The sequence below is a fragment of the Cocleimonas sp. KMM 6892 genome, from assembly GCF_035798195.1.
GTDB classification, from domain to species: domain Bacteria; phylum Pseudomonadota; class Gammaproteobacteria; order Thiotrichales; family Thiotrichaceae; genus Cocleimonas; species Cocleimonas flava.
Genome location: NZ_JAPFBV010000009.1, coordinates 86,427 through 110,148, shown reverse-complemented (window position 1 = coordinate 110,148; position 23,722 = coordinate 86,427). Strand labels below are relative to the sequence as shown.

General features: G+C 42.5%; 22 protein-coding genes. 12 read left to right on the top strand and 10 right to left on the bottom strand.

Annotated features, from left to right (window positions below; all coding sequences use genetic code 11):
* Positions 1 to 127: 127 nt before the first annotated feature.
* The 6 genes from OO007_RS19330 to OO007_RS19305 all read right to left on the bottom strand — a co-directional run bounded on the left by OO007_RS19330 (position 128) and on the right by OO007_RS19305 (position 8,604).
* Positions 128 to 1,249: an ABC transporter permease gene (locus tag OO007_RS19330; protein ID WP_299875681.1), complete on the bottom strand. Its 1,122-nt coding sequence runs from the start codon at positions 1,247 to 1,249 to the stop codon at positions 128 to 130.
* Position 1,250: 1 nt separating this feature from the next.
* Positions 1,251 to 4,130 (bottom strand): ribosome-associated ATPase/putative transporter RbbA, encoded by a 2,880-nt coding sequence (gene rbbA, locus OO007_RS19325; protein ID WP_325810048.1) that lies wholly within the window; start codon positions 4,128 to 4,130, stop codon positions 1,251 to 1,253.
* Positions 4,127 to 5,191: an HlyD family secretion protein gene (locus OO007_RS19320; protein WP_131905892.1), complete on the bottom strand. Its 1,065-nt coding sequence runs from the start codon at positions 5,189 to 5,191 to the stop codon at positions 4,127 to 4,129. The genes rbbA and OO007_RS19320 overlap by 4 nt, the downstream gene beginning before the upstream one ends.
* A 102-nt stretch (positions 5,192 to 5,293) precedes the next feature.
* Positions 5,294 to 6,070, bottom strand: coding sequence for an enoyl-ACP reductase FabI (fabI, locus tag OO007_RS19315; protein ID WP_325810047.1), 777 nt, complete (start codon positions 6,068 to 6,070; stop codon positions 5,294 to 5,296).
* Positions 6,071 to 6,128: 58 nt separating this feature from the next.
* Positions 6,129 to 7,898, bottom strand: coding sequence for a PHA/PHB synthase family protein (locus tag OO007_RS19310; protein WP_325810046.1), 1,770 nt, complete (start codon positions 7,896 to 7,898; stop codon positions 6,129 to 6,131).
* A 337-nt stretch (positions 7,899 to 8,235) separates the two neighbouring features.
* On the bottom strand, positions 8,236 to 8,604 hold the full coding sequence (locus OO007_RS19305; protein ID WP_131905889.1) for a hypothetical protein: 369 nt from the start codon (positions 8,602 to 8,604) through the stop codon (positions 8,236 to 8,238).
* Between the two features lie 284 nt (positions 8,605 to 8,888).
* Here OO007_RS19305 and OO007_RS19300 point away from each other — a divergent pair, with 284 nt between their 5' ends.
* From OO007_RS19300 to OO007_RS19245, 12 genes are all read left to right on the top strand, one after another.
* The gene (locus OO007_RS19300) at positions 8,889 to 10,085 is read left to right on the top strand and encodes a patatin-like phospholipase family protein (protein ID WP_325810045.1); all 1,197 of its coding nucleotides are present in this window, start codon (positions 8,889 to 8,891) and stop codon (positions 10,083 to 10,085) included.
* A 171-nt stretch (positions 10,086 to 10,256) separates the two neighbouring features.
* The gene (locus tag OO007_RS19295; RefSeq protein WP_131905887.1) at positions 10,257 to 11,384 is read left to right on the top strand and encodes an alpha/beta fold hydrolase; all 1,128 of its coding nucleotides are present in this window, start codon (positions 10,257 to 10,259) and stop codon (positions 11,382 to 11,384) included.
* Between the two features lie 108 nt (positions 11,385 to 11,492).
* Positions 11,493 to 12,407 (top strand): cation diffusion facilitator family transporter, encoded by a 915-nt coding sequence (locus tag OO007_RS19290; RefSeq protein WP_325810044.1) that lies wholly within the window; start codon positions 11,493 to 11,495, stop codon positions 12,405 to 12,407.
* Positions 12,408 to 12,643: 236 nt separating this feature from the next.
* A complete protein-coding gene (gene phbB / locus OO007_RS19285) occupies positions 12,644 to 13,393 on the top strand; it encodes an acetoacetyl-CoA reductase (RefSeq protein WP_299875705.1) in 750 nt (249 codons plus the stop codon).
* Positions 13,394 to 13,492: 99 nt separating this feature from the next.
* Complete coding sequence (locus OO007_RS19280; protein WP_131905884.1) at positions 13,493 to 13,957, top strand: RT0821/Lpp0805 family surface protein; 465 nt, start codon at positions 13,493 to 13,495, stop codon at positions 13,955 to 13,957.
* Entirely contained in the window at positions 13,932 to 14,075 is a 144-nt protein-coding gene (locus tag OO007_RS19275; protein WP_165874682.1) for a hypothetical protein, read from the top strand. The genes OO007_RS19280 and OO007_RS19275 overlap by 26 nt, the downstream gene beginning before the upstream one ends.
* Before the next feature lie 41 nt (positions 14,076 to 14,116).
* On the top strand, positions 14,117 to 14,350 hold the full coding sequence (locus tag OO007_RS19270; protein ID WP_131905883.1) for a DUF2789 domain-containing protein: 234 nt from the start codon (positions 14,117 to 14,119) through the stop codon (positions 14,348 to 14,350).
* A gap of 469 nt (positions 14,351 to 14,819) precedes the next feature.
* Positions 14,820 to 15,605: a zinc ribbon-containing protein gene (locus OO007_RS19265; protein WP_325810043.1), complete on the top strand. Its 786-nt coding sequence runs from the start codon at positions 14,820 to 14,822 to the stop codon at positions 15,603 to 15,605.
* Positions 15,606 to 15,631: 26 nt separating this feature from the next.
* Positions 15,632 to 16,489: an STAS/SEC14 domain-containing protein gene (locus OO007_RS19260; RefSeq protein ID WP_325810042.1), complete on the top strand. Its 858-nt coding sequence runs from the start codon at positions 15,632 to 15,634 to the stop codon at positions 16,487 to 16,489.
* A 24-nt stretch (positions 16,490 to 16,513) separates the two neighbouring features.
* Positions 16,514 to 16,711 (top strand): hypothetical protein, encoded by a 198-nt coding sequence (locus OO007_RS19255; protein WP_131905880.1) that lies wholly within the window; start codon positions 16,514 to 16,516, stop codon positions 16,709 to 16,711.
* 5 nt (positions 16,712 to 16,716) lie between these two features.
* Positions 16,717 to 17,304 carry a hypothetical protein gene (locus OO007_RS19250; RefSeq protein ID WP_131905879.1) on the top strand — a complete coding sequence of 196 codons (588 nt, stop codon included), beginning with the start codon at positions 16,717 to 16,719 and terminating at the stop codon, positions 17,302 to 17,304.
* A 357-nt stretch (positions 17,305 to 17,661) separates the two neighbouring features.
* Positions 17,662 to 18,201, top strand: coding sequence for a hydrolase (locus OO007_RS19245; protein ID WP_325810041.1), 540 nt, complete (start codon positions 17,662 to 17,664; stop codon positions 18,199 to 18,201).
* 142 nt (positions 18,202 to 18,343) lie between these two features.
* Here the strand turns inward: OO007_RS19245 and OO007_RS19240 are convergent, their stop codons facing one another.
* The 4 genes from OO007_RS19240 to nhaA form a co-directional block, all read right to left on the bottom strand.
* Positions 18,344 to 19,225, bottom strand: coding sequence for an alpha/beta hydrolase (locus tag OO007_RS19240; RefSeq protein WP_325810040.1), 882 nt, complete (start codon positions 19,223 to 19,225; stop codon positions 18,344 to 18,346).
* Positions 19,226 to 19,238: 13 nt separating this feature from the next.
* Positions 19,239 to 20,942: a chloride channel protein gene (locus OO007_RS19235; RefSeq protein ID WP_325810039.1), complete on the bottom strand. Its 1,704-nt coding sequence runs from the start codon at positions 20,940 to 20,942 to the stop codon at positions 19,239 to 19,241.
* 59 nt (positions 20,943 to 21,001) lie between these two features.
* Complete coding sequence (locus OO007_RS19230) at positions 21,002 to 21,241, bottom strand: hypothetical protein (RefSeq protein ID WP_325810038.1); 240 nt, start codon at positions 21,239 to 21,241, stop codon at positions 21,002 to 21,004.
* Between the two features lie 211 nt (positions 21,242 to 21,452).
* Positions 21,453 to 23,333, bottom strand: coding sequence for a Na+/H+ antiporter NhaA (gene nhaA, locus OO007_RS19225; RefSeq protein WP_325810037.1), 1,881 nt, complete (start codon positions 23,331 to 23,333; stop codon positions 21,453 to 21,455).
* Between the last annotated feature and the right edge of the window lie 389 nt (positions 23,334 to 23,722).

Sequence of the window (23,722 nt, the reverse complement as noted above, 5' to 3'; positions counted from 1 at the left end):
ATCTATCTATCTATCTATCTATCTATCTATCTATCTATCTATCTATCTATCTATCTATCTATCTATCTATCTATCTACATTGATCTTACTGGATAGAGTTTTTTGTTAGAACATAGCTGAGCTCGACTTAGCTTTGAGCCACAGATTTACGGAAGCGCGCCAGTGCAAAAAGAAAAAATACGGTACCTATGGCGAGTAATGCGAGAAAATAAGGCCAAACAACTTCCCAACCCGCGCCTCTATAAAGTATCGCCTGTGCAAATTTCACGAAATGCGTGGTGGGCGCAACCAGCATAATGTTTTGCACGATATCAGGCATGCTCTCTCTGGGGGTAATACCGCCAGATAACATTTGTAGGGGCAGTAGAATTAAGATGATCAATAGACCAAGTTGAGGCATGGTTCGCGCTTGAGTTCCCAATAAAATACCCAAGGATGTTGTCGCAAATAGATGAATCGCTGCGCCGAATAAGAACAGGGCTGCTGAGCCGTGAATTGGCACATGCAAAAAGCCTTCAATCACCACAAACAGGGAGAAAGCCGCTGCGAGTAATATCACCAGGCCATTAGCCCAGATTTTGGCGACAACAATTTCAAATGGCGTGAGTGGCATTACCAATAGATGCTCCAGCGTACCGTGTTCACGTTCGCGAATGACCGCCGCGCCAGTTAGAATGATAGAAATCATGGTGATGACATTCATCAGCTCCATCACACTTCCAAACCAGACACTGGTCAGGTTCGGATTAAATTTAATTCTACTCGTTAGCTGAACAGGGTAGACGTACGTCGCACGATAGCCTTTCACAAACTCGTTGATTTCAGTTCCTATGATATTTTGAATATATCCGTCGCCGATGAATGCCTGCGTCATTCGTGTAGCATCGATATTCACTTGCAGATCAGGCTGCTTGCCTGCCAGAACATCACGCTCAAAGTAGGGCGGTATATTTATCACAAAAGTGTAACTGCCATTATCCATCGCAGGGTCAACTTCAGGCAGTGTGATGATATCAGGCGTCTTAAAATAAGGACCGTAAAAAGCATTGATGATGCGTTTTGATAAAGGAGACTGGTCTTCATCCACGACTGCGATTGGGGCGTTATTCAACTCTTGAGACGTAGCAGATGAAACGACATAAATTAAGCCGGTAAACGCAAAAGCAACAAATAATAACAATGCTTTATCGCGCCAAAGACTGCGTAATTCCTTGATGCCAAGTTGTAGGATATTGCCACGATGTTTCATATCATCTGTCCTGACTACGTAGTGAGAAAACGCTAACAATTGTCAGCACAGGAATGAATGCAATCATCGGAAGAAAGTATTGAGAGAGGTCAGATAGACCAAGGGCTTTATTGAATGCGCCACGACTTGCTTCAAGAAAGTAAGTAGTGGGGAACAATTTTCCAATAATCGCGCCAGCGCCTTCCAGTGATGCGACAGGATCAATCAGTCCACAGAAATTTACCGCTATCATTAATATGATGACAGCAGTTCCAGCTAACGCCGAAATTTGTGTGTTAGTAAAAGCTGAAATTAATAAGCCAATACCTGTGGTTGCTGTCACATAACACAGTGCAAGCAGACTCAAGGCGAAAAAGCTGCCTTTTAAAGGCACACCAAAGATAAAGATAGCGAGCATTACAAGACCAAAGAAACTCACCATACTGACTAAAATGTAAGGCAATTGTTTACCTATTAAAAATTCCAGTCTGGTAACGGGGGTAACATAAAGATTGGTGATTGAACCCAGTTCCTTTTCACGAACCACACCCAAAGCCATTAAAATGGCGGGAATAAATACCAGTAACAAGGGTATGACTGCAGGTACCATTGCTTCTAGACTCTTAAAGTCCTGATTGTAGCGATACCGGGATTCTATATCAGCGGGTATCAGAGTGGGCACAACCCCGTATGTCCTCAATGATAAATCACTCAAATAAGCGAGGTGGTTGGCAGTAAGATAACTAGATATTGTTTCTGCTCTAAAAGGCATAGAACCATCAACCCTTACTGCTACCTCAGGTGCTCTACTACGTTTTAATTGATGCCCAAAGTTAGGAGGAATTTCTAATGTAAAGCTGAGTTCACCGCTACGCATTCTTCTATCGAGTTCATCGGAGTCTTTTATATCCGCTCTTTGAATGAAATAACGAGAACCGGATAAATTCTCAATATAGCTTTGACTTTCAGGTGTTTGGTCGTGATCCAGTACGGCGAAACTGAGATCTTCAACATCTAAGGTAATGCCATAACCTAGGATAAACATCAGGATGATAGAGCCAAGTAAAGCGAAAGTAAGACGAATAGGGTCACGCCATAACTCTAGTGTTTCCCGGTGTGCATAGCCAAATAAGCGCAAAAGGCTGAATGCTTTGGGTGGCTTAACGTCACTTTTCTGGATTGTGCTTGAAACGAGTGGTGAAGAATCCGTATTTTCTTTATCAAGCGCCTTGTCACTTTGTTCATCGTTGTTTACGTCTTTTATCTCAGCGTTTTGTTTATTCTTACTGGGTACGGCGTTGTCATTTTTCTTGTTAGATTTAGACGATTTTGTTACCGCTTCTTCCAGATAAGCAATAAAAGCCTCTTCAAGAGTATCCGCATTACGTGACTCGCGTAAAGCGGCAGGCGTATCACTGGCAAGTACTTTACCCGCATGCATCAACGATATTCTGTCACACCGTGCTGCTTCATCCATGAAATGGGTAGAGATAAATATAGTCACACCTTGGTCGCGTGATAACTCGATTAGTAGCTCCCAGAAATTATCGCGTGCAACAGGGTCAACGCCTGATGTTGGTTCATCGAGTATCAAAATATCGGGGTCATGAACCACCGCAACCGCTAAAGAAAGTCGCTGACGGATACCTAAAGGTAACTGAGAAGGGTAGTCATCACTGTATTCACCAAGATTAAAACGTTCGGTTAATTGTTTGATGCGTGGTTTGATTTTATTCGGAGGTAAATGAAATAAGCGTGCATGAAGCATTAAGTTTTGCTGCACCGTTAATTCATTGTAAAGCGAGAAAGCCTGCGACATGTAGCCCACGCGTTTGCGTGTTTCAATATTATTGGCGTCTACTTTTTTACCGAATAACAAGGCTTCTCCGCTGGTTACTGGTTGTAAGCCAGTCAACATTTTCATGGTAGTGGTTTTGCCGCAGCCGTTGGAACCGAGAAAACCGAATATTTCACCGCGCTCTATGTTTAGGCTGACTTTATCGACCGCAGTGAAATCACCAAAACGTTTCGTCAGATCGGTCGCAGTAATGGCGGCTTCTACTTTCCCATCAGCTTTTTCTCTTGGCGGTACAACCAGTTGTTTATGGTCGTGACGCTTCTCTTCTGGAAGTAATGAAATAAAGGCTTCATCCAGAGTGTCCTGATTTGTTTGAGTTTTTAATGCTTCGGGAGCACCGGTTCCGATTACTTTTCCATCATCAATAGCGACTAAAAAATCAAAGTTATTTGCTTCTTCCATATAAGCCGTTGCGACCAAGACACTCATGTCTTTTTCACGACTACGAATGCGATCGATTAATTCCCAGAACTGACGTCGTGAAAGCGGATCGACCCCGGTAGTTGGTTCATCCAGAATGAGTAATTGTGGGTCATGAATCAATGCGCAACACAAACCAAGTTTTTGCTTCATTCCGCCTGATAGTTTATTCGCAGGGCGATCAGCAAAGGCTTCTAGTCCGGTACTTTCAAGTAAATCTGTAATCCGTTGTTTGCGTTCTTTTCTACTTTGACCAAACAGACGACCAAAGAAATCGACGTTTTCAAACACCGATAAAGTAGGGTAAAGGTTTTTACCCAAACCTTGCGGCATATAGGCAATACGAGGAGAAATAGTCGAACGGAAACGACTGCTTTTCATATTACCGTCTAGTACTTGTATCTCACCTGTCTGGATTTTTCGTGCACCCGCAATCAGCGCTAACAGTGTGGATTTTCCCACGCCATCAGGGCCGATTAAACCCACCATGCATCCGGCAGGTAAATCCAGGTTAATATCATCTAATGCATGATTCTCCGCATAACAATGCGTTAAGTTTTGAATTTTAACGGCATTGTTATCGGTGTCATTCACCTCGATAACAGATGTATCCTCTGAATTCATTCAGGAAGTCTCAACTCTAATTTATCCGTCCATCCTTTTTCAGGATCGAGTGAAATATATGTAACGCCGGGCACACCTGTTTTTACTTTTTGGATATGCTTTTTAAGTAAGGCAGAATCAATTTTCACCTTAACGCGGAACATCAGTTTGTCACGTTCAGCGCGAGTTTCCACAGAACGCGGTGTGAACTGTGCTTCCGCAGCAACAAAGGTTACTTTTGCAGGAATCGTGTATTGAGGAATAGCATCAATAATCATACGAGCTTCAGCGCCTATAGTGACTTTGCCAGCCTCGGCAGTAGGAAGAAAAATACTCATATAAACATCTGTTAAATCCAGAACTGTCATGACTTTACCACCACTGGCAAGGACTTCTCCGGGTTCTGCAAGTCGATAAAGTACACGACCTTTTATAGGCGCTTTAAGTGTGCTGTCGTCAATATTCGCCTTTAATCTTTGAATGCGTGCTTCTGCAGCTTCTATGCCAGATGCAGATTGAACGACTTTTATATTGGCAGCTTTAAGTGCGGCATCGGCTGATTTAAAAGCAGTCCGTTTCTGGTCAACATTTTCTTGTGAGACATGACCTTTTTTCGACAATTCAAGGAATCGGCGTAATTCAGTCTGCGCATAAGTCAGTTCACTCTTATATTGCTCAACAATTGCTATCGCGTATTTGCGTGCTTCAACAGCCTCTTTATAACTGGCATTTGCTTCGCGTAGTTGCGCATTAAGGTCATCAGTATCAATCACAGCAAGGGTTTGGCCGGCTTCTACCGTATCTCCCTCTTCAGCGAGTACTTTAGTCAAACGACCTGCAATTTTTGTGGCGATATCATATTCTGTCGCTTCGATACGTCCATTACCTGAAGCAATATAATCAGGCAATTCTTCAGTCGTTTTAATATGGCTTTTTACCTCATTAATGACTTCTGAGTAGGGTTCTAGTTTTTCCGGAATTTCATCCGATTTTAGAACTTGCCAGGCATACCATCCACCACCGGCGACTAATGCCAGAATGACCACGGTACTGATTGTTTTTAGTGTGGATTTAGTGCTCATAGGATAGGACCCCAGGAATAAAAATAAAAAGTGAAATAAAGAAACGAGTCATCATTTTGTTTAAAATTTGTTTAAAAATGTGTTTGAAAAATAACAGTCACATTAACCTAAAATATGGTAACCAGAATCGACGTATGCGATGTGACCCGTTAGAGATTTTGCTGAGTCGCTAATCATGCCAACAGCCACATCACCCACATCTTCGATGGTCACTTGTTGTTGAATAGGTGTGTGCTCAGCACTTGCATTAAGTAGAGCCTCAAAATGATCGATACCACTTGCTGCACGCGTTTTAATAGGGCCGGGTGATAAGGCGTGTACACGAATGCCTTTAGGGCCGAGATCACTGGCAAGATAACGCACCGATGATTCCAACGCAGCTTTGACAGGCCCCATGATGTTGTAATTAGGAACCACTTTTTCAGATCCGTAATAGGTCATGGTCAACAATGTGCCGCCATCTGTCATAAGAGGTTCAGCAAGATGTGCCATACGAATAAAGGAATAGCAGGAAATATCCATCGCTATTTTAAATCCTTCACGAGAGCAATCGGTTACCCTGCCAAATAAATCATCCTTTGGACAAAATGCAATGCAATGTACCAGAAAATCTATTTTTCCCCATTTGTCCTTAGCATGCTGAAATAAGTTTTCCAGTTGTTCATCGTCGGTAACATCACACAGTACTAAATCAGGGTTACCTAGATCTGCTAATAATGGTTGAATATAAGGTTCAGACTTTTCAGTGCCGTAACCTAGTAGTAGTTCAGCACCTGCATTATGTATTTCTTTAGCGCAGCCATAAGCAATACTATTTTCGTTAGCAATACCGACTACGATTCCTTTTTTACCTTTTAATAAGGGGAGTGAGGCGTCCATTTTAAATAATTCCTTTGTACATGTGATAAGTGATAATTTTTTAAGTGCAATATGCAGATTAGGTCATCATTACGTATTTGCCCGGGGCATCCATGAGAGGAGGGTATTCCGTATTTCCCATAGTTGGCGTTTCGGTTTTTTTAGATGAACGTTCACATAACCATTGTTCCCAAACTGGCCACCAGGAACCCTCTTGATAAGGTGTTTCCTGTTGCCATGTGTCTGGATCAATATAGGTTTCACCTTCATAGTGGGTCGCCACCTGAAATTTACGATGAGGATGACCAGGCTCACTAACGATACCGGCATTATGACCACCACTGGTGAGCACAAAAGTGACTTCATCAGCATCAGCCAAAAGATTTATTTTGTAGACTGATTTCCACGGTGCGACGTGATCCTTAACCGTAGAAACCGCAAATATTGGAGTATGAATATCTTTGATGACCACAGGACGACCGCTTACTTGATAGCGTCCACTGGCAAGATCGTTATTCAAAAATAACTTACGGAGGTATTCAGAATGCATTCTATAAGGCATACGGGTAAGGTCTGTATTCCACGCCATTAAATCATTCATAGGACGGCGTTTACCCAGCATGTAATCGTGTACCATGCGTGACCAAACCAAATCATTTGAACGTAATATCTGGAAAGCCCCAGCCATTTGGTAGCCATCAAGATAGCCTTGTTCCTGCATCATATCTTCAAGATAAGATACTTCGCTTTCACCAATAAATAAGGTCAATTCCCCCGCTTCAGTAAAATCAACTTGTGTCGCTAAAGTTGTCATTGAGGCTAGACGATCATCACCATCGCGTGCCATTGCAGCCGCGGCAATAGAGAGCAATGTGCCACCCAGACAATAGCCAGTCGCATGAATCTTCTGATCGGGAATTATGGATGAAATAGCATCTAAAGCGGCCATAGGTCCCATGCGACGGTAATCTTCCAGATGCAATTCTCTGTCTTCAGAGCCTGGGTTGCGCCATGAAATCATGAACACGGTATGCCCTTTATCGACGAGGTATTTCACCATCGAATTTTCAGCGGATAGATCCAATATGTAATATTTCATTATCCACGCAGGCACGATCAAAATTGGCTCGGCATATACTTTTTTGGTAGTTGGCGTATATTGAATTAATTCAATTAAATGGTTCTGGTAAACCACTTTGCCGGGTGTAATTGCAAGGTTTTGTCCCACAGCGAAATTTTCGATACCAGCAGCAGGTTTGCCTGCAATTAATCTGTCTGCATCTTCCAGTAGATTTTTTTCACCCTGAACAAGGTTTGCACCAAATGATGAAAAAGTTTCGCGTGTAATTTCAGGGTTCAACAAAGGGAAGTTAGAGGGCGCCCATTTATCCAGTATTTGTCTGGCGATAAATGAAATGACATTTTCACTCTTGTTGGACAAGCCATCAATATCTGTCGTAGCGTTGTGCCACCATTGCTGGTTCAACAAAAAGGATTGGTAATAAATATTATAAGGCCAGGACTGCCAGCCCTTATCCGTAAAGCGGTGATCCTGAGGTAGTGGCTTTATACAAGGCTCTAAATCAGGATTTAGTGCAGATTGAATAGAGTAACGTAACAGCTTGGCGCCTTTTTGAAATTCTTTTTCAGTGAGCTCTAATTGCTTTCCCGGTGACAGTGCCAAATGCGAAGCCCAATCAAAATAATCGCGTAAAAGCCCTGCAGGACTTAATCCAAAGGTGAATTTTGCAAGGTTAGCCTTAAATGCATGGTCAATAGCTTTGTATTGCGATACAGAATCCTGACAACTGTCACTGATCGCTTGTATCTCTTTATTAGGTTGATTCATTTGTTATTTACCTGCTGTTCTCGCTTTTAATCCCTTCTCTGTGTTGCTGATTTTATTCACAAAATACACAAAGCGTTTTGATATATCTCAACAGCAACACTAACAGTCAGTGATTAAAAAAATAGCTAGAACATGTGCTTAATTTCGATGTGGTAAATACCTAGTCAATGATTGTTGATTTGGGTTTAAGAAGGCGCTTAAACCGTTTTCAATATGAGATAGGGAGACAGACACACCTACTTAAAAAAACGCTTATAAGTAGGGGGGTGGCTTTGAGTCTTTTTGATTGTTTTTGCGAACAGATAGAATGGTAAAACACCACTGTATAGTCGCAAATTTACTTTTTCAAAAGCTTATATAGCTTGTCTATAAGAATCACGGCTTCTTTATGCTGTTGCTTAATATGCTCATGGATTTGTGTTTCGGTTGAATGTTTCAACGCCATTTCCTGATGGGTTTTGTCGCTAATCGCAGCTTCGGCTTCTGTTTGCAGTGTTTCATGATGATGATCATAACGTTGATGAGCATGAATGGTTTGTGCATGCTTCTGTAACGTTTCACTTTGTTTGCGAATAGCGTCTTGAATAGCGAGTAATTTCTCCTCCGAGCTTTGTTGTTCTTTTTGCCACATTGCAATATCGACTAACCACATTTCATGATCGCTGTCCCATTGTTGATGCTCTTCATGCTGTTGTTTAGAAACCATTTGCATTTACCTTTTCTTAATGATGTCGGAGATGTTTCAGCCTCAAAGTACAAGTTTATTGCTAATAAAAGTGAATAGTTTTATCTGTTTTTGACTTTTGTCATTAAGTTTTTACTTTTCTAACGGTTAATGTAATTTTTTATGAAATTAATGTTCATTTAGTCGATATTAATAACAGGACGTTATATGCGTAGCTTTCGCGTGTGAATAATAAATGTATCCAAAAACCGTTGTATAGGATGTAAAGATGATTAGAAGGTTTAATCTTGATACCGGAGACCTTGATGAAAATTATCATCCGTAATGTTGTCATCCTTGTCTGTTTTGCGACGTTAAGCGCATGCAGCACTTTGCCCCGTCATCCTGCGCCTTTGGATAAAATGTTAAGCGCAAAAATTTCAGGAATGTCAGGGGTAAGAGCCTGGTCAGGGACATTCAGTAAAGATTTCGAATCCGATTTATTACTCTCAATAAAACAGGAAAAGAGCCATTTAGCCGCTAGCAGTCTCGTTAAATTACCCGCTTCTAGCGTCTTGACACTTTCCGGTGGTGGCGATAATGGCGCCTTTGGGGCTGGCTTTTTGCAGGGCTGGACGAAAACAGGAACCCGTCCCACCTTTAAATTAGTAACAGGGATTAGTACCGGCGCGTTGATTGCTCCATTTGCCTTTATTGGTCCCGAGTATGACGCCACCTTACAGGAAGCCTTCACCACGATTGATGCGAACAATATTTACTTTCCGCGTTGGATAAGTTTTATGTGGAGTGATTCCTTCACCGACACAGCACCCTTACTCCGTTTGATCAAACGCTATATTACAAACGATGTTTTAAATAAAGTCGCTTTGGCTCACCGTCAGGGTCGACGTCTATTTATCGGAACCACAAATTTAGACGCAGATCGACTGGTTGTGTGGAATATGGGGGCCATTGCTAATAGTGGACACCCGAAGGCATTGGAGCTTTTTCAGCAAATCATACTCGCATCTTCTTCTGTGCCTGTCGCATTTCCTCCGGTGTTAATTAAAGTAGAGGCTGATGGTAAAACCTATGATGAAATGCATGTCGATGGCGGTGTTAAAGCGCAATTATTCTTTCTTGCAGCAACATTGGATTTAACCGATTTCAGGAAAAAATTGAATCTGGTGGAAGAGCCAAATCGCAAGATGAGTATTTACATTATTCGGAATGCAGAGATAGGTCCCGAATTAAAACAAGTCCCCAGAAACCTCACCAAAATATCCGAACGCGCACTTTCTTCTATGATCAAATCGCAGGCTCTCAATGACTTGAATAGAGTCTATGGGCTGGCGAAAACACAAGGTCTGGATTTCAATTGGGTTGCACTGCCTGAAGAATATGAGCCCACAGAGAGTGACGAATTTGATCGAAAAGAAATGAATAGATTGTTTAAAAAGGGATATGAACAAGGTCTGAAAAAGGACGTATGGAAGAAAGTCCCACCAGGTATTAATTATTAAAAGTAAAAAAGTGCCCCAAAGTAGGGGGGTGTCAATTTATTTTCTCTAGGTAACCCGTAAAACTACGTATTTTCCACATAGTGTCTAAGCACAAGAGCGACTTATCACTCTCGATTTTTTTAAGGATTATTAACACATCCTAAATTAAATCTAACACTCAAGGTAGATACCATGACACATAAGCAAAAGGCTGAGCAGAGTATCACCCAGCCATCTTCACTCTCCGTTCCCTTCTTCTGGCCCTTGCAGTATCAGCAAGCAATGATCGAAGAAGGCATGAAAGTAGCCTCAGATAATATTAAATTCGTTTCTGAGGAAATGAAACTCGAACATGATCTTACGCCCAAACTCGCAACCCCGAATACACTTAGATTAGATTTGCGCACAATGGCACTGCGGGAATATGGAAAACCTGTCGAGGGTAACATTCCAACACTCGTTGATGCACCACACGCAGGTCATACATCGATGATTGCCGATTATCACAAGGGTCAGAGTTTAATTGAAACATTAATGGCCAATGGACATCCTCATGTCTTATTAACCGACTGGAAATCAGCCACGCCAGATATGGCGAATCTAGAAGTGGATAATTATCTGGAAGAAATGCTGACAGTCATTGAAGACCTGGGTGGAAAAGTTAATCTGGTCGGGCTGTGTCAGGGAGGCTGGGTATCAGCCATGATAGCTTCACGCTTTCCCGACAAAGTAAATTCACTTGTACTCGCTGGCGCACCTATCGATACCAACGCAGGAGATGGGCCGATTAAAAACATGGCGCAGGAATCTCCGATGTCTTTTTATGAGGACATGGTCGCAACCAGCGGAGGATTAATGCCCGGTCGTTACATGTTGCAAGGCTGGAAAAATATGCATCCAGAAGAACATTACTTCAAAAATTACGTCTCACTTTACGAGCACATTGACGACCCGGAATATTTGAGCAAAGAAGAAAGCTTCGAAAGCTGGTATGAGAATCCTATCGATCTACCAGGACGTTGGTACCTGCAAGTCATTCAACAACTATTCAAAGAAAATCGCTTTGCCAAAGGTGAGTTTGTTGGGCTAGGGCGTGTGTTGAATCTCAATGCGATAAGCTGTCCAACGTATTTACTCGCGGGTAAAGATGACGATATCACAACCCCCGAACAGGTCCTTGCGGCGGAACAGTTAATCAGTACGCCAGCTAAAGATATCCGCAAGAAAACCGTTCCGGGAGGACATATTGGCTTGTTTATGGGATCACGTACTTTGCGCGAGACCTGGCCCGAGATTTCGCAGTGGATCGCTAAGCAATAAAACATGGATGAAGTTCAATATCTATGCGAAAAGCTCGGTGTTATTTTATAAACGCATCATTTTTGTACTTGAATCGATCAATCAAAGGAATCCATTTAGGAGTTCTTAGTGCCAGATAAACACGGACATACGCACGGAATTGAGACTATAACCTCAAAGGATCTGGGTCCTGCTTTTCGTTGGGCGGTGGGGCTTAATACCAGTTATGTCATAGTCGAGGGCGCAGCGGGGTTTATCACCGGCTCGCTCGCGTTACTGGCGGATGCGGCACACAATTTAACCGATGTTGCAGGGCTGTTAATTGCCTGGGGTGCAATGGTTTTGGCTAAACGTGTTGGCACGGTAAGTTATACCTTCGGTTATGGTCGCGCCACTATTTTAGCCGCTATGTTGAATGCCATCGCCATTTTAATAGGCGTAGTACTGGTAATTTGGGAAGCGGCTCACCGCTTCGGTACAACGGTTGATCTGCCAGGGGCAACAATTCTTTGGGTTGCATTGATTGGGATTGCGGTTAATGCAGGATCGGCACTGTTATTTATGCGCTCCCAGAAAGAAGACCTTAACGCCAAAGGCGCGTATTTGCACATGGCGGCAGATGCAATTGTTTCAGGCGCAGTCGTCGTCGCTGCTACAGGTATTATGTTGACGGGCTGGAACTGGTTAGATCCAGTGGTGGCTATTGGCGTAAGCCTCGTGATTACAGTCACCGCTTGGGGATTACTGCGGGATTCATTGAGGCTGGAGCTTGATGGCGTGCCCGAGAATGTAGACCGTAACGCCATCTCAGACTGGTTAATCAATCAACCTGAAATCACAAGCGTACATGATTTACATATCTGGGCGCTTTCCACCACCCGCACCGCTTTGTCGGTGCATCTGGTCTGGAAAGGGGATGACGGTGATGCCTTGATCCATCGGCTATCTCATACACTCAAAGAAGATTTTGGTATTAATCATTCAACTATCCAGCTTGAGACTATCGCCTGCGATGAAGCTGATCAGTGTTTCGAGAATGTTTGATCACTAACGACCAGTAGCGCTTGGCAGCTTAGCAGAAGAGCATTGGAGTATTTGGGGCGCTGTTTTCTCATAAGCACAGGATAAAAAATTACGTACATTCCACAGTGAAATTACGTTAAACCCCAGTAACAAAATACATGTTGATTCATTATATTTACACAATCGAATAATAGAATTTACGAATAATTTTTGAGTATTTCTGAATAAAACTTAAATCAAACATGGAGTATATAAACATGAGTAAGAATAAAGTTGCACTAGTAACAGGCGGAACAGGCGGTCTCGGCGGTGAAATCTGTCGACAGTTATTTACCTCAGGTTGCAAGGTAGTCGCAAACTACTATCCTGCTGATAAAGAACACTCAGAAAAATGGCAAGCCGAGCAAAAAGCAGCGGGGTTTGATATCGAAATCGCACCCGCAGACGTATCAGATTTTGATGAAACGGGTGCAATGATTACTGATATCGAAAGCAGAATTGGCCCCATCGATGTATTAGTTAACTGTGCGGGTATCACTCGTGATGCATCTATCAAACACATGACGATAGACCAGTGGAAGGCAGTCATTGATACCAATCTAACCAGCGCATTCAATGTTACTAAACCTGTGCTGTTGGGAATGACTGAACGCGGTTACGGACGCATTATCAATATTTCATCGGTAAACGGACAACGCGGTCAATTTGGACAGCCAAACTACTCGGCAGCAAAAGCGGGTATCCATGGTTTTACCATGTCTGCTGCGTATGAAGGCGCACGTAAAGGCGTGACCGTAAATACCGTTGCGCCTGGTTATTCTGAAACGGCAATGACCGCAGATATGCCAGAGAAAGTATTGGAATCAATTATTAGTGGTATTCCGATGGGAAGAATGGGTCATCCAGCAGAGATTGCATCGGCAGTTTTATGGCTGGCAGATGAGAAAAATAGTTACACAACTGGCGCTTTAATTCCTGTCAATGGTGGCTTATTTATTAGCCATTAACGGAGTTTTAGTAAAAGCCAACAGAGCCAGTTAACAGTGGTCCTGTTGGCAAAAAAATAGAACTGAGTAAAGATTATGAAAAAGTACCTGGATATAACAATGAAAAAAACGTTTTTGATGACATCAGTATTAGTCGCAAGTATTGCTGCGGCTGGTTGCACAGGCAATGGCGCCCCTAATGAACAAGCCGGAATTATTATTGGTAGTGTATTAGGTGGTGTTGCAGGTAACCAAATCGGCAAAGGACATGGTAGAACGGTCGCGACGATAGTTGGTACGCTTGTGGGCTCACAGATTGGTGGATCAATTGGTCGATCTATGGATGATACCGATCGCTTAAAAATAGCCCATTCACTGGAAACAGTGCGTACTGGGGTGCCTACAACCTGGAACAATCCAGACACACATAATCACTACAGTGTAGTGCCTACAAGAACCTATACGGTGAACTCTGCACAACCTTGTCGCGAATATACGGTAGACGCGATTATTGGTGGTAAAAAAGAAAAGATATATGGCAGAGCGTGTCGTCAAGCCGATGGCAGCTGGAAAGTACAAGGCTGATACATCAACTGAATTTGCCGGAGAAACCGTTCCGTATGATGGTTTGCTAATGCCTTATCATTATACGGTTAACTGCTTTTCATGGATAAACCTGTTAAACCTAAGCCTTATCTTATAAAGATAAACCAAATACTTTTTTTAATTACTGTGGAGATAACAATGGAAACATCAATTCATGATATGAACGCTTTATTTGCACAATTAGGCTTGGAAGAAAGCAACGAAAGTATCGAAAACTTCATCATCACGCACAAGCCGATCCCAGAGGATATGGAGCTTTATGAAGCGGAATTCTGGAGCAAGTCTCAGGCAGATTTTTTAAAAGAATCGATAGCAGAAGATTCGGACTGGGCCGTTGTTGTCGATCATTTGAATGTTTTGTTGCGCGATTAATTAACCGTTTATTTATAAGCGTTACGACGTCAAAATGATTATATAAATATTACAGCTAAAGCTACGCAAGTTAGCTTTAGCTGTTTTTATTTGTTTCGGCTTTTCCAGATTTCTTTTTCTTCTCTCTTTTTTCTCCTCTCCTTTTTCTCCTCTCCTTTCTTTTCACTCCACTCTTCAATCTTTCTCAAACATTCAAACACTCAGACACTCAGACACTCTCTCAATAACTATTCAGCTTTCAAGAGAACGCTGCCCGTTCCTCGTATCAGGCAATCTTTCCAATCCTCAAAAAAAGTCCTCCAAAGTAGGGGGGTGGCTTCGTCTTTTTTAGAGCATTGATTCATATAAAAAAACACATTCGTTTTACGTATTTACCGCAATTAATTACGTAGTAGACCGAATTGTATGTTGTGGGTGAGTGCGCAATTATCATAGTCGTAATTAATAATCTTTTTGATGGAGAAACGTCATGAGAATCGAAGAAATGAATAAAGACCTAAAACAGGCATACCAGACTATGGTAGATACGGTTGAAGACTTGGTCGTCAATCAGGGCGAAAACTTACAACAGGCATTACATACAGCCGAAGAACAATTGAGCGAATGGAAGGAATTAAGCCAGGCAGAAGTGGAAGAAATAACCACAGAGCTTAAGCATGATTTCAAAAAGCTGGATGAAAATTTGAATGAATCCAGAGAAGCGTATAAAGAAGAATTCAAAAAAGAAGCGGCTTACGTCACAGATTCTGTCTGGAGCAAACTGCTAGCCATAATGAACACCAATACCGCGCAATTAATCGCTTTCGAAAAGAATCTGAAAGACCGTGTTGATGCGATAAAAAGTGATGACCATCTCACCGAACATCAGGAGCATACGCAATGGGATTCTGAGCATGCGTTATGGCGTGCGGAAATCGCACTGTGGAAAAAAGAACATGCAGAAGCATTGGATAAATTACACACCATTGAAAAAGCAATCGATCAGCACTCTCAACTGTTAGATGAACACGCTCAGGCTATAACAGCCCACGAAGCCCGTGAACATGAGCACGAAGAGACTATGGCGAAAGCAGAGAAAGATCCAACCAGTCATGTGTTTGAAGTGAAGGATGAAGCGAAAGTAGCGGTTCATGAGCAAGAAAAGCAAGAGCACGAGCAACATGCAGAATTGCACGACACCATGAGAAAGCATCATTTCGCAATGATGTCATTGGTGAATAAGCTCTACAAAGAAACTCGCCAAGCTACACACTAAACATCCACTGAAAAAAGGAATTTATCATGTTGCAAATAATACCCGTATACGAAGGTAACACCATCGCAGTGAGAGCTTCAGGAAAGTTAAGCCATGAAGATTATCAAAAATTCATACCTGAATTAGAAAAGCATATTAAAGAGCATGAAAAAATCACCTTACTGTTCGAATTCGATAATTTCACAGGATGGGATTTAGATGCGGTCAAAGATGATTTCAAATTTGGCATGAAGCATCTCGAAAACTTTGAACGCATCGCAATGGTTGGTGACAAGGCATGGGAACGCTGGATGTCTTTCATCGCCAAGCCGTTTTTAATCTCTGGTGAAGTAAAATACTTTAACCGTGAAAATCTACAAGATGCATGGGATTGGCTACGCGAAAGGGAAGACCTCGAAAAGCTGGCAGAACAAATCCAGCCCTACAAAAATATCGTAGTAGCGGTAGATTATTCAGCCTATGCCAAACATGCCTGCAAGCGTGCGATTGAATTGGCTAAACACTACAAAGCATCACTCACCTTGCTCAATGTCGCTTTAGAGTACGTACCGTATTCTGCGTATGGCGATGCAATGGGCGCTTACCTGATTGATGAAGCGATTATTGAAGAACAAAATCAAGCCAGAATGGAAGCGTCAGAAGCACAAATGAAAGCGTTCACCCGTGAGCTAGACACCGATTATCCCATTATCAGCAAAGTCATTTGCGGTGAAACAAAAAGCGGTATCGTCACCTTCCTGGAAGCGCAAGATGCTGACCTTGTGGTATTTGGCGCAAGAAAGAAAAAAGGCCTAAACAAACTCATCGGCACTATCCCGCAATATGTTCAGAGCAATAGCCGTTGTGAAATGCTAATCGTCCCCCTTCAGGATTTAACGTTCTAAGAGAGCATTTAAAGGTATCTAAAGATGAGCGATATACAAAATATAGAAATCGAACGCTATCAAGGAAACATCGTTAAAGACTTGCGTCATCTGATAGAAAAATATCGGGAGATAATGGCGTGGGATGTACCAGAAAATGACCCTGTCGAAGCAGACAGGCTCATTTTCAAAGCGATACATACTGGTTTGGCAGAGATAGAGAAGGCTGAAAAAACAGGGTAAAAATCATGAACAAAAAAGCAGATAAAACCGCAAACAAACCCGAACCCACGCTTTTACATCATCCCGATGGATGGTTTCACCGGATTTTTATCAGCGAAGCGATTCTGAGTATCTTACTCATATTGTGTTTTGTAGGCATCGCCTATACCGACGTGGTGGGAGCCTTAAGTATCAACTTCTGGCTATGGATGATTCCTGTATTTGCTGTTGCCGCGATCATTCTGGAATGGTCGCGGTACATCAAAGGCGATATCGATGGTTTTCATTTTATACGCCAACAAATCTTGCATTGGACCGCTGTGTTTATAGCAGTGAAAGTGATCTTCATCCTGTTGCAACTCGGTCGATTACCCAATAACGCCACCGCTTTTGTATTAATGATGGTGATGAGTTTATCGACGTTTCTCGCAGGTATTTATATCGGCTGGCGCTTTCTAGTACTGGGTGTTTTTATCGCTATCGCGACAATCATCGCAGCATATCTGGAAACCTATGTCTGGATATTGATTCCTGTCGTTATATTTATAGTGGCTATGGGGATATATATGGGTTGGAGAGAATTCAAATCACTGAGTGCGAGAATTGTTAGTTAGGTTGAGACGTAGTCGAATAAAAAGCTGTAAATTCCCTACATCATATTTTTTAGTACAGAGGCGAAACAATGGGGATGAAGGAAACTCGCTCGTTCCTCACTCAAACAACCTTCATCCTGGACCATTGTTTCTTGAGTTTTTCAGAGTGTTTTAACGAAGTTTGAAAAAAATATTTTAATTACCACCCCCCTACTTATAGGCACTTTTTTAAAAAAGTGCCTATAAGTAGGGGGGTGGTTTTACAAATGTTATCAATTGCCTCTACCACTATCTAAATGAGAGTTTGAATATTAATATGGGGTAAATCATTCAAGAGATCTAATGAAAAACTAGAGAAACATCTGGGAGTAGGTTGATGTGTTAAATCAGGAAAATATCGGTTTGGTTGTTGTTGATGTTCAAGGCAAGCTTGCGCGTATTGTGCATGAAAGCGAGGCTTTAATTCGGAATATTCAGGCGTTGATTCAAGGGTGCCAGATTCTGAAGCTTCCGATTGTTTGGGTGGAGCAGAATCCGCAGGGGTTGGGGCAAACAGTTCCTGAATTAAGTGAGTTATTAGCGCCGAATCAACCACTGGAAAAGTTTACCTTTAATGCCTGTGAAAGCAGCAGCTTTGAAAAAGCCATAGCGGATAGTGGTGTGCAGCAATGGCTTGTTTGCGGTATTGAAGCGCATATCTGTTTGTATCAAACTGCTTTGGGGTTGTTATCCAGGGATTATCAAGTTGAGGTGGTGACTGATGGTATTTCATCCCGCTCTAAAGCCAATATTGATTTAGCGATAAATAAGCTCGAGAAAAGTGGGGCTAGTCTTACGAGTGTCGAAATGTGCCTGTATGAGTTGATTAAAGATGCTCGCCGAGCGGAGTTTAAACAGATTTTGCCGTTGATTAAGTAATCGTTAAAAAGCTTAATGAGAACAGCTTAATTAGAACAACTTAATTAGAACATCCCTGATTTGAATGATTGTTAAAATCTATTCAACCTTTAAAAAACTGCCTCTAAGTAGGGGGGTGACTAAGGTTAAAGTAATTGCGACGTTAAACCTGAAATCCAGATGTGCGAAGAAAGTTAATCAGTTTTTCACAATGCAGTTCAATTTTCTCGACTGAATCATGCTTTGCATCTTCTATTTCTAGCAAGCTTAAATGTGGTTCGGGGCAGTGTTCTATAATTGCTCTGGCGTCTTCAACGGGAATGGTTGTGTCTTCTTTGCCATGCACGATCAGTATGGGGCAGTTGATTTTACATACCGTTGCAAGCGGCGCGAATGTCGCAAAGCGATGTCCGATGACCCATTCCACATAACGCATCACGAGCTTTCTGATAACGGCAGGTAAATAGAAACTTTTTAAAAATCTCTGCATCATCCATTCAGGGTGTGCGAACGCAGAAATACTGATTACAGCTGCAATATCCTTGCGTTTCGAGGCTTCAAACAATACCGCGCCTGCCCCGATTGAATGCCCTAACAAGGCAATGCTTTTAGATTTTTCGGGATGATGTTGTTTTAACCAATCAATCACATTCCCCAGGTCTTCTGCGAACCGGGGTAATGAAGAGAAGGTATCCGAATCACTACTGCCATGACTTCTGGTATCGAAAAGCAGGACGTTGATACCTGCTTTGTAAAAGGGTGTGGCAAGCGGCAACATGACTTCTGCATTGCCACCCCAGCCATGTAAAATAATCAGCGTTTCAGTTGAACCGGATACGGGAAGTAACCAGCCAAAAAGTTGTTTGTCATTTTGATGTTTGTTAGAAGAAATAGGTATGTGTAACTGAAGGTAATCAATACCAAGCAGATCTTTGGGATTCCTCGTTTCTTTATTTCTGGGTGCGCGGAAACCTAAATGAATAGCGACAAAAAATAAGCCGGCAAGCATAATGATTGCAAATATTGAAAAGATGAAATAATGCATGCTTACCCTAGGTTTAGCTGTTGGTATTAGTGTCAGGGTTATTGAAAAGACATTGCTCTGCTTTTGAAAGTCCTGTTCTGGATGCTACAACTACCAACAAATCACCCGCTTGTAATTGATGCTTCTCAAACTGGGAAATCATTGTTTCTCCCTGAAATATGGCGATCACTTGAATATCTGCCATTAAACCAAGATCGCTGAGTAATTTCCCATTGGAAACCGATTTAGGATCAACTTGCAACGTGGCTAATTTTTTTCCATTGGGCAGGGAGATGGAGCCACCAGCCGCGAGGAATCGACTCGCTTCTTCTGTGACTAAATTGGCGGGTAATTGGACTTTTTTCTGGTGTAAATTATTGATCACCGTTTCCATATATTCTGCCTGATGCGCAGGGCTATCGGTGGGTGAAACGACTTGTGCTTCATAAAGGCTAGGGTATTTGGCGTTACGCGTTAAAAACTGTTGCACCAATAAACTAATCACCACCGTAATCATCGCGGGTACGGCTAATTTATAACTGCCTGTCATTTCTATAATCATGATCAGACTGGCTACAGGTGCTCGCGAGGCACAGCCAAATAACGCGGCAGTGGAGATTACGACAAAGCCTGCATGCTCTGGTACAAAATATCCCGTCTGGCTAACCAGTGATGCGAGAACGCCACCCAGCATCGCGCCAATAAACAATGTCGGTGCAAAGATTCCGCCAGAGCCACCCGAACCTACTGTTAATGCCATCGCCAGTGTTTTGGCAATGACCAGAGTGGCGAGTAACACCAGGGGTAATTTATCGTTGATGGCAAGCTGAATCCAGCCATAGCCGCCACCCAGAACTTCAGGCAAAAACATAGCCATAACACCTAATATCAAACCACCCAGAGCGGGTTTTAAATAGGGCGGGATGGGTAAGGCACGAAAAATATCTCGCGTTCCATAAAAAATGGTGGGGACCAACGCGCCTGCGACACCCACGGCCAGACCAAGCGCAGCAAACCAGAGAAGTTCCAGAGGGTGCTCGAAGGCTAAACCTTCGGGCAAGATAAATAAGGGTGACCAGCCGTTAAACAAACCGATAACGGAATAGGCAACTGCGGTGGCAATAATGGAGTAATAAAGTACCGACGTCTCAAAAGCAGAGCCTGAGTACAACACTTTAATCGCAAACAGCGCGGTTCCCAAAGGGCTTTTAAAAATTGCGGCTAATCCCGCAGCGGTTCCTATGACGGTCATCTGCCGTCGTTCCTGTTCGGTTAAACCTAATCCGTCAGATAATCTGGATGCAGTTCCGGCAGCGATTTGCGCCACTGGACCTTCGCGGCCTGCTGAGCCTCCCGAACCTATGGTAATTGCACTGGCAACGGCTTTTACGATCGGGACACGACCACGAATATAACCAGCATCTTGATGGAACGATTTGATAAAAGCATCGGTTCCGTGGCCTTCTGCTTCAGGCGCAAACAGAAACACAATCACCCCAGAGATTAATCCCCCGAGCGTGGTAACCACCGGAATCCACCATAATTCAAGAGGTAGGGCGGTTTGTGTGGTGTCTAAAACGGTAGGAGGGGTGTAATGTCCAATACCACTTAGTAAATACGTTTGCGCCTGAACCAGCATCCAGATAAAAGCCAACCCTGAAAATGCACCAATGAATCCGAGTACGATACTCAGCAATGTCATCCGCAATACAGGATGTTGACTTTTTATCCAGTTCATCAAGGTTTAGTTAAATGGTCTTATTTGGCTTGGAAATATGGCTTAGAAAAATAGTAAAGTCACATACTCAGTTTTTCTTGAGTCGTGAATACTTCTTTCACCAAATCCATTTCAGATTTTCCTTCTGTCGATATACCCAGACGCGTTACTTCTTCGTTTAGAAAAGGTTTCATCGTAGCCATCAAGGGTTGCCACTTCTCAAAGGAATAATCCTTATCTGCAATTGTCGTTGAAGGTTCATCTGCACGTTTTAATATCTCAGGTAAATTATTTAAAACCTGGTTCATCAAGTTATCCATGTGTTCATTCCTTTGTGAGAGTAAAAAACCAATCTGACATGATTCATGCTTCGCTTGAGAGTAAAGATGAATCAATGGTTTTTAGAATAGCGATTGTTGATTTGTCTTAATATTCGGAGATATGCTTAGAAAAGCTGTGATAACTACGTAGTTTTGATTCTATTAATCAAACGTTATAAAAAACGCCCCAAAGTAGGGAGGTGGCTTTTAATTAATTCATTGGCTTTTCTTTGATCTCTTCCAGGATTGCTTCTGGAACCTCAAGCGCAGGGCTGGCGGAGTTACGGCTTTTTTTAGCGGCAAGTAACAAGATGACGATACCGATATTGGCGGCTATCAACGATGCGATGAGTACGCCTAGTTTTACAGCCTGTAGTTGTTCACCCGAAAATGAGGATGAAGCGATGAATATCGACATGGTAAAACCGACGCCTGCAAGACAACCTGCACCCAGTAAATGCAGCCAGTTAATTTCAGGAGAGAGTTTTGCGAAGCCAAATTTTAAGGAAATGAAGACAAACAATAATATGCCAATGGGTTTTCCCAAAACCAGACCTAGCACCGCCCCGAGTACTTCCGGTTGGAGAATGGAAAACTGAGCGCCGATAATTAAGATGCCGGTATTAAAAAATGCGAATAGGGGGAGTACGAAAAAATTATTCCAATTCTCTAATGCATATTGCAGATGAAACCCGGGGCCTCTAAGCCGTTCGACAATATTTTCGAGTATCAGAACGGTTTTTGATCCTATTGTCGTTCCGCCTTTGTTTATTTCATGTTTGATTAGTGCATCGGCCTGGGCTGCGGCTCCGATGACTTGCGCAGATGGTCTCGACGGAATAGCGATCGCTGTTAATACGCCAGCCAATGTCGCGTGAATACCGCTTTCATAAGTAAAATACCACAGCACAACACCCAGAATTATATAGGGCGTGCATGAATAAATACGCGCACTATTCATCGCTATCATTATTGCAAAAATACCTGCTGCAAAAAGAAAGGAATCGAAGTGGAACCCATTACTATAAAAAAGTGCGATAACAAGAATAGCGCCAATATCATCTGCTATTGCGAGTGCCGAAACGAATACCTTCAACGACGTTGGCACACGGCTACCCAGTAAGGCTAAAATGCCTAGGGTGAATGCAATATCGGTCGACATCGGTATTCCCCAACCATGCGCCGTGGTTTGTCCGGCATTTATCAAATAATAGATAGCGGCAGGTATCAGCATACCGCCAACCGCTGCAAACAGAGGCAATGCTGCACTGGCTGGATTTGATAATTCCCCATCGAGTATTTCTCGTTTGATTTCAATGCCTACGATCAAGAAGAAAATAGCCATCAATGCGTCATTGATGAAAGCCTCTAGCGTCAATTCAAGTTGAAAATTTTGACCGAAGTAGATGCCTATTAACGATTTTCGGATATTTTCGTAAGGTTGTTCCCAACCAAAATTTACGATCAGCAAGGCGGCAAGTGTCGCAATCACTAAAACAAGCCCTGCAGATGCCGCCCATTCAAAGAATTCGTTGCTGGCAATGCGCAGTCGAACTCCCAGCGGACGTTCAACGGACTCCAAAATGGCAGTGTCGTCCCATACACCACGATAAAGACGGCCGTCTATAAACAGCATCGGTGTTTGTGGTACGACGGCTGATGCGGCTGCGGATTGTTGATCGTGTTTTATTTTCTCATCAGTCTCAGGCGACATCATGTCGGTTAGAAACTGGTCAATATTCAGCCCCAAACGTTCTGCGAGTTTAATTAGACTGTCTTGTGAATACTCTGGTTGTTCCTCAAATAACGCATCATGCATCGCCGGAAACTTACCCTGCTTGTTTGCTGCAATGGCGGCTCGTATGGCTAATTCAGCGGATTCAGTACGACGCTGCTCAGTAGGTGCCAAGCGGATAGCTAAAGTAAGATTCAGGTGTTTGAACTTCTCGGATGATCTTTCTAAAACAGATCGAAGGCGGCGTGAATAAGGGCAGGTATAGTCAACGAAAGCGACCAGATTATTATTCGGATTACCCTTAACGTAGAACAGCTCATTGTCTGCGCCAAACGCTGGTATCAAGTGATTTTTCATAGTCCCATCTTTATCATTAAAACCAGAAAGACAAACCCCGTAAGACAAGTTTTGAAAAGTAAAACATCTAAACAAGCATTAAATCGACATCATAAAAAAATCACCTTCTAAAGATCAGAAGATGATTAAAAGATTCAATAGGAAGGAAGGCCTATGAATCCAGGCTAAACTATTTGTTTATTTGTCGAATAACCTAGGCTTACATTAACAATATTGGGGTGCATACAATATTCGGAGATGTGCTTAGAAAAGCTGTGATAACTACGTAGTTTTGAATATGTAATTCATGCGTAATGATGAAGTAAAAAAAACATACAAAAAAACATACAAAAAAAAAACGCCTCTAAGTAGGGGGGTGCCAATTTCATTCCAGAAATTCCCTTTCCAGA

What these genes read in the sequence shown, in the direction of transcription:
- OO007_RS19330 (WP_299875681.1), bottom strand. Translation starts at nt 1,249, where the DNA reads ATGAAACATCGTGGCAATATCCTACAACTTGGCATCAAGGAATTACGC.
- rbbA (WP_325810048.1), bottom strand. Translation starts at nt 4,130, where the DNA reads ATGAATTCAGAGGATACATCTGTTATCGAGGTGAATGACACCGATAAC.
- OO007_RS19320 (WP_131905892.1), bottom strand. Translation starts at nt 5,191, where the DNA reads ATGAGCACTAAATCCACACTAAAAACAATCAGTACCGTGGTCATTCTG.
- fabI (WP_325810047.1), bottom strand. Translation starts at nt 6,070, where the DNA reads ATGGACGCCTCACTCCCCTTATTAAAAGGTAAAAAAGGAATCGTAGTC.
- OO007_RS19310 (WP_325810046.1), bottom strand. Translation starts at nt 7,898, where the DNA reads ATGAATCAACCTAATAAAGAGATACAAGCGATCAGTGACAGTTGTCAG.
- OO007_RS19305 (WP_131905889.1), bottom strand. Translation starts at nt 8,604, where the DNA reads ATGGTTTCTAAACAACAGCATGAAGAGCATCAACAATGGGACAGCGAT.
- OO007_RS19300 (WP_325810045.1), top strand. Translation starts at nt 8,889, where the DNA reads ATGAAAATTATCATCCGTAATGTTGTCATCCTTGTCTGTTTTGCGACG.
- OO007_RS19295 (WP_131905887.1), top strand. Translation starts at nt 10,257, where the DNA reads ATGACACATAAGCAAAAGGCTGAGCAGAGTATCACCCAGCCATCTTCA.
- phbB (WP_299875705.1), top strand. Translation starts at nt 12,644, where the DNA reads ATGAGTAAGAATAAAGTTGCACTAGTAACAGGCGGAACAGGCGGTCTC.
- OO007_RS19280 (WP_131905884.1), top strand. Translation starts at nt 13,493, where the DNA reads ATGAAAAAAACGTTTTTGATGACATCAGTATTAGTCGCAAGTATTGCT.
- OO007_RS19275 (WP_165874682.1), top strand. Translation starts at nt 13,932, where the DNA reads ATGGCAGCTGGAAAGTACAAGGCTGATACATCAACTGAATTTGCCGGA.
- OO007_RS19270 (WP_131905883.1), top strand. Translation starts at nt 14,117, where the DNA reads ATGGAAACATCAATTCATGATATGAACGCTTTATTTGCACAATTAGGC.
- OO007_RS19265 (WP_325810043.1), top strand. Translation starts at nt 14,820, where the DNA reads ATGAGAATCGAAGAAATGAATAAAGACCTAAAACAGGCATACCAGACT.
- OO007_RS19260 (WP_325810042.1), top strand. Translation starts at nt 15,632, where the DNA reads ATGTTGCAAATAATACCCGTATACGAAGGTAACACCATCGCAGTGAGA.
- OO007_RS19255 (WP_131905880.1), top strand. Translation starts at nt 16,514, where the DNA reads ATGAGCGATATACAAAATATAGAAATCGAACGCTATCAAGGAAACATC.
- OO007_RS19250 (WP_131905879.1), top strand. Translation starts at nt 16,717, where the DNA reads ATGAACAAAAAAGCAGATAAAACCGCAAACAAACCCGAACCCACGCTT.
- OO007_RS19240 (WP_325810040.1), bottom strand. Translation starts at nt 19,225, where the DNA reads ATGCATTATTTCATCTTTTCAATATTTGCAATCATTATGCTTGCCGGC.
- OO007_RS19235 (WP_325810039.1), bottom strand. Translation starts at nt 20,942, where the DNA reads ATGAACTGGATAAAAAGTCAACATCCTGTATTGCGGATGACATTGCTG.
- OO007_RS19230 (WP_325810038.1), bottom strand. Translation starts at nt 21,241, where the DNA reads ATGGATAACTTGATGAACCAGGTTTTAAATAATTTACCTGAGATATTA.
- nhaA (WP_325810037.1), bottom strand. Translation starts at nt 23,333, where the DNA reads ATGAAAAATCACTTGATACCAGCGTTTGGCGCAGACAATGAGCTGTTC.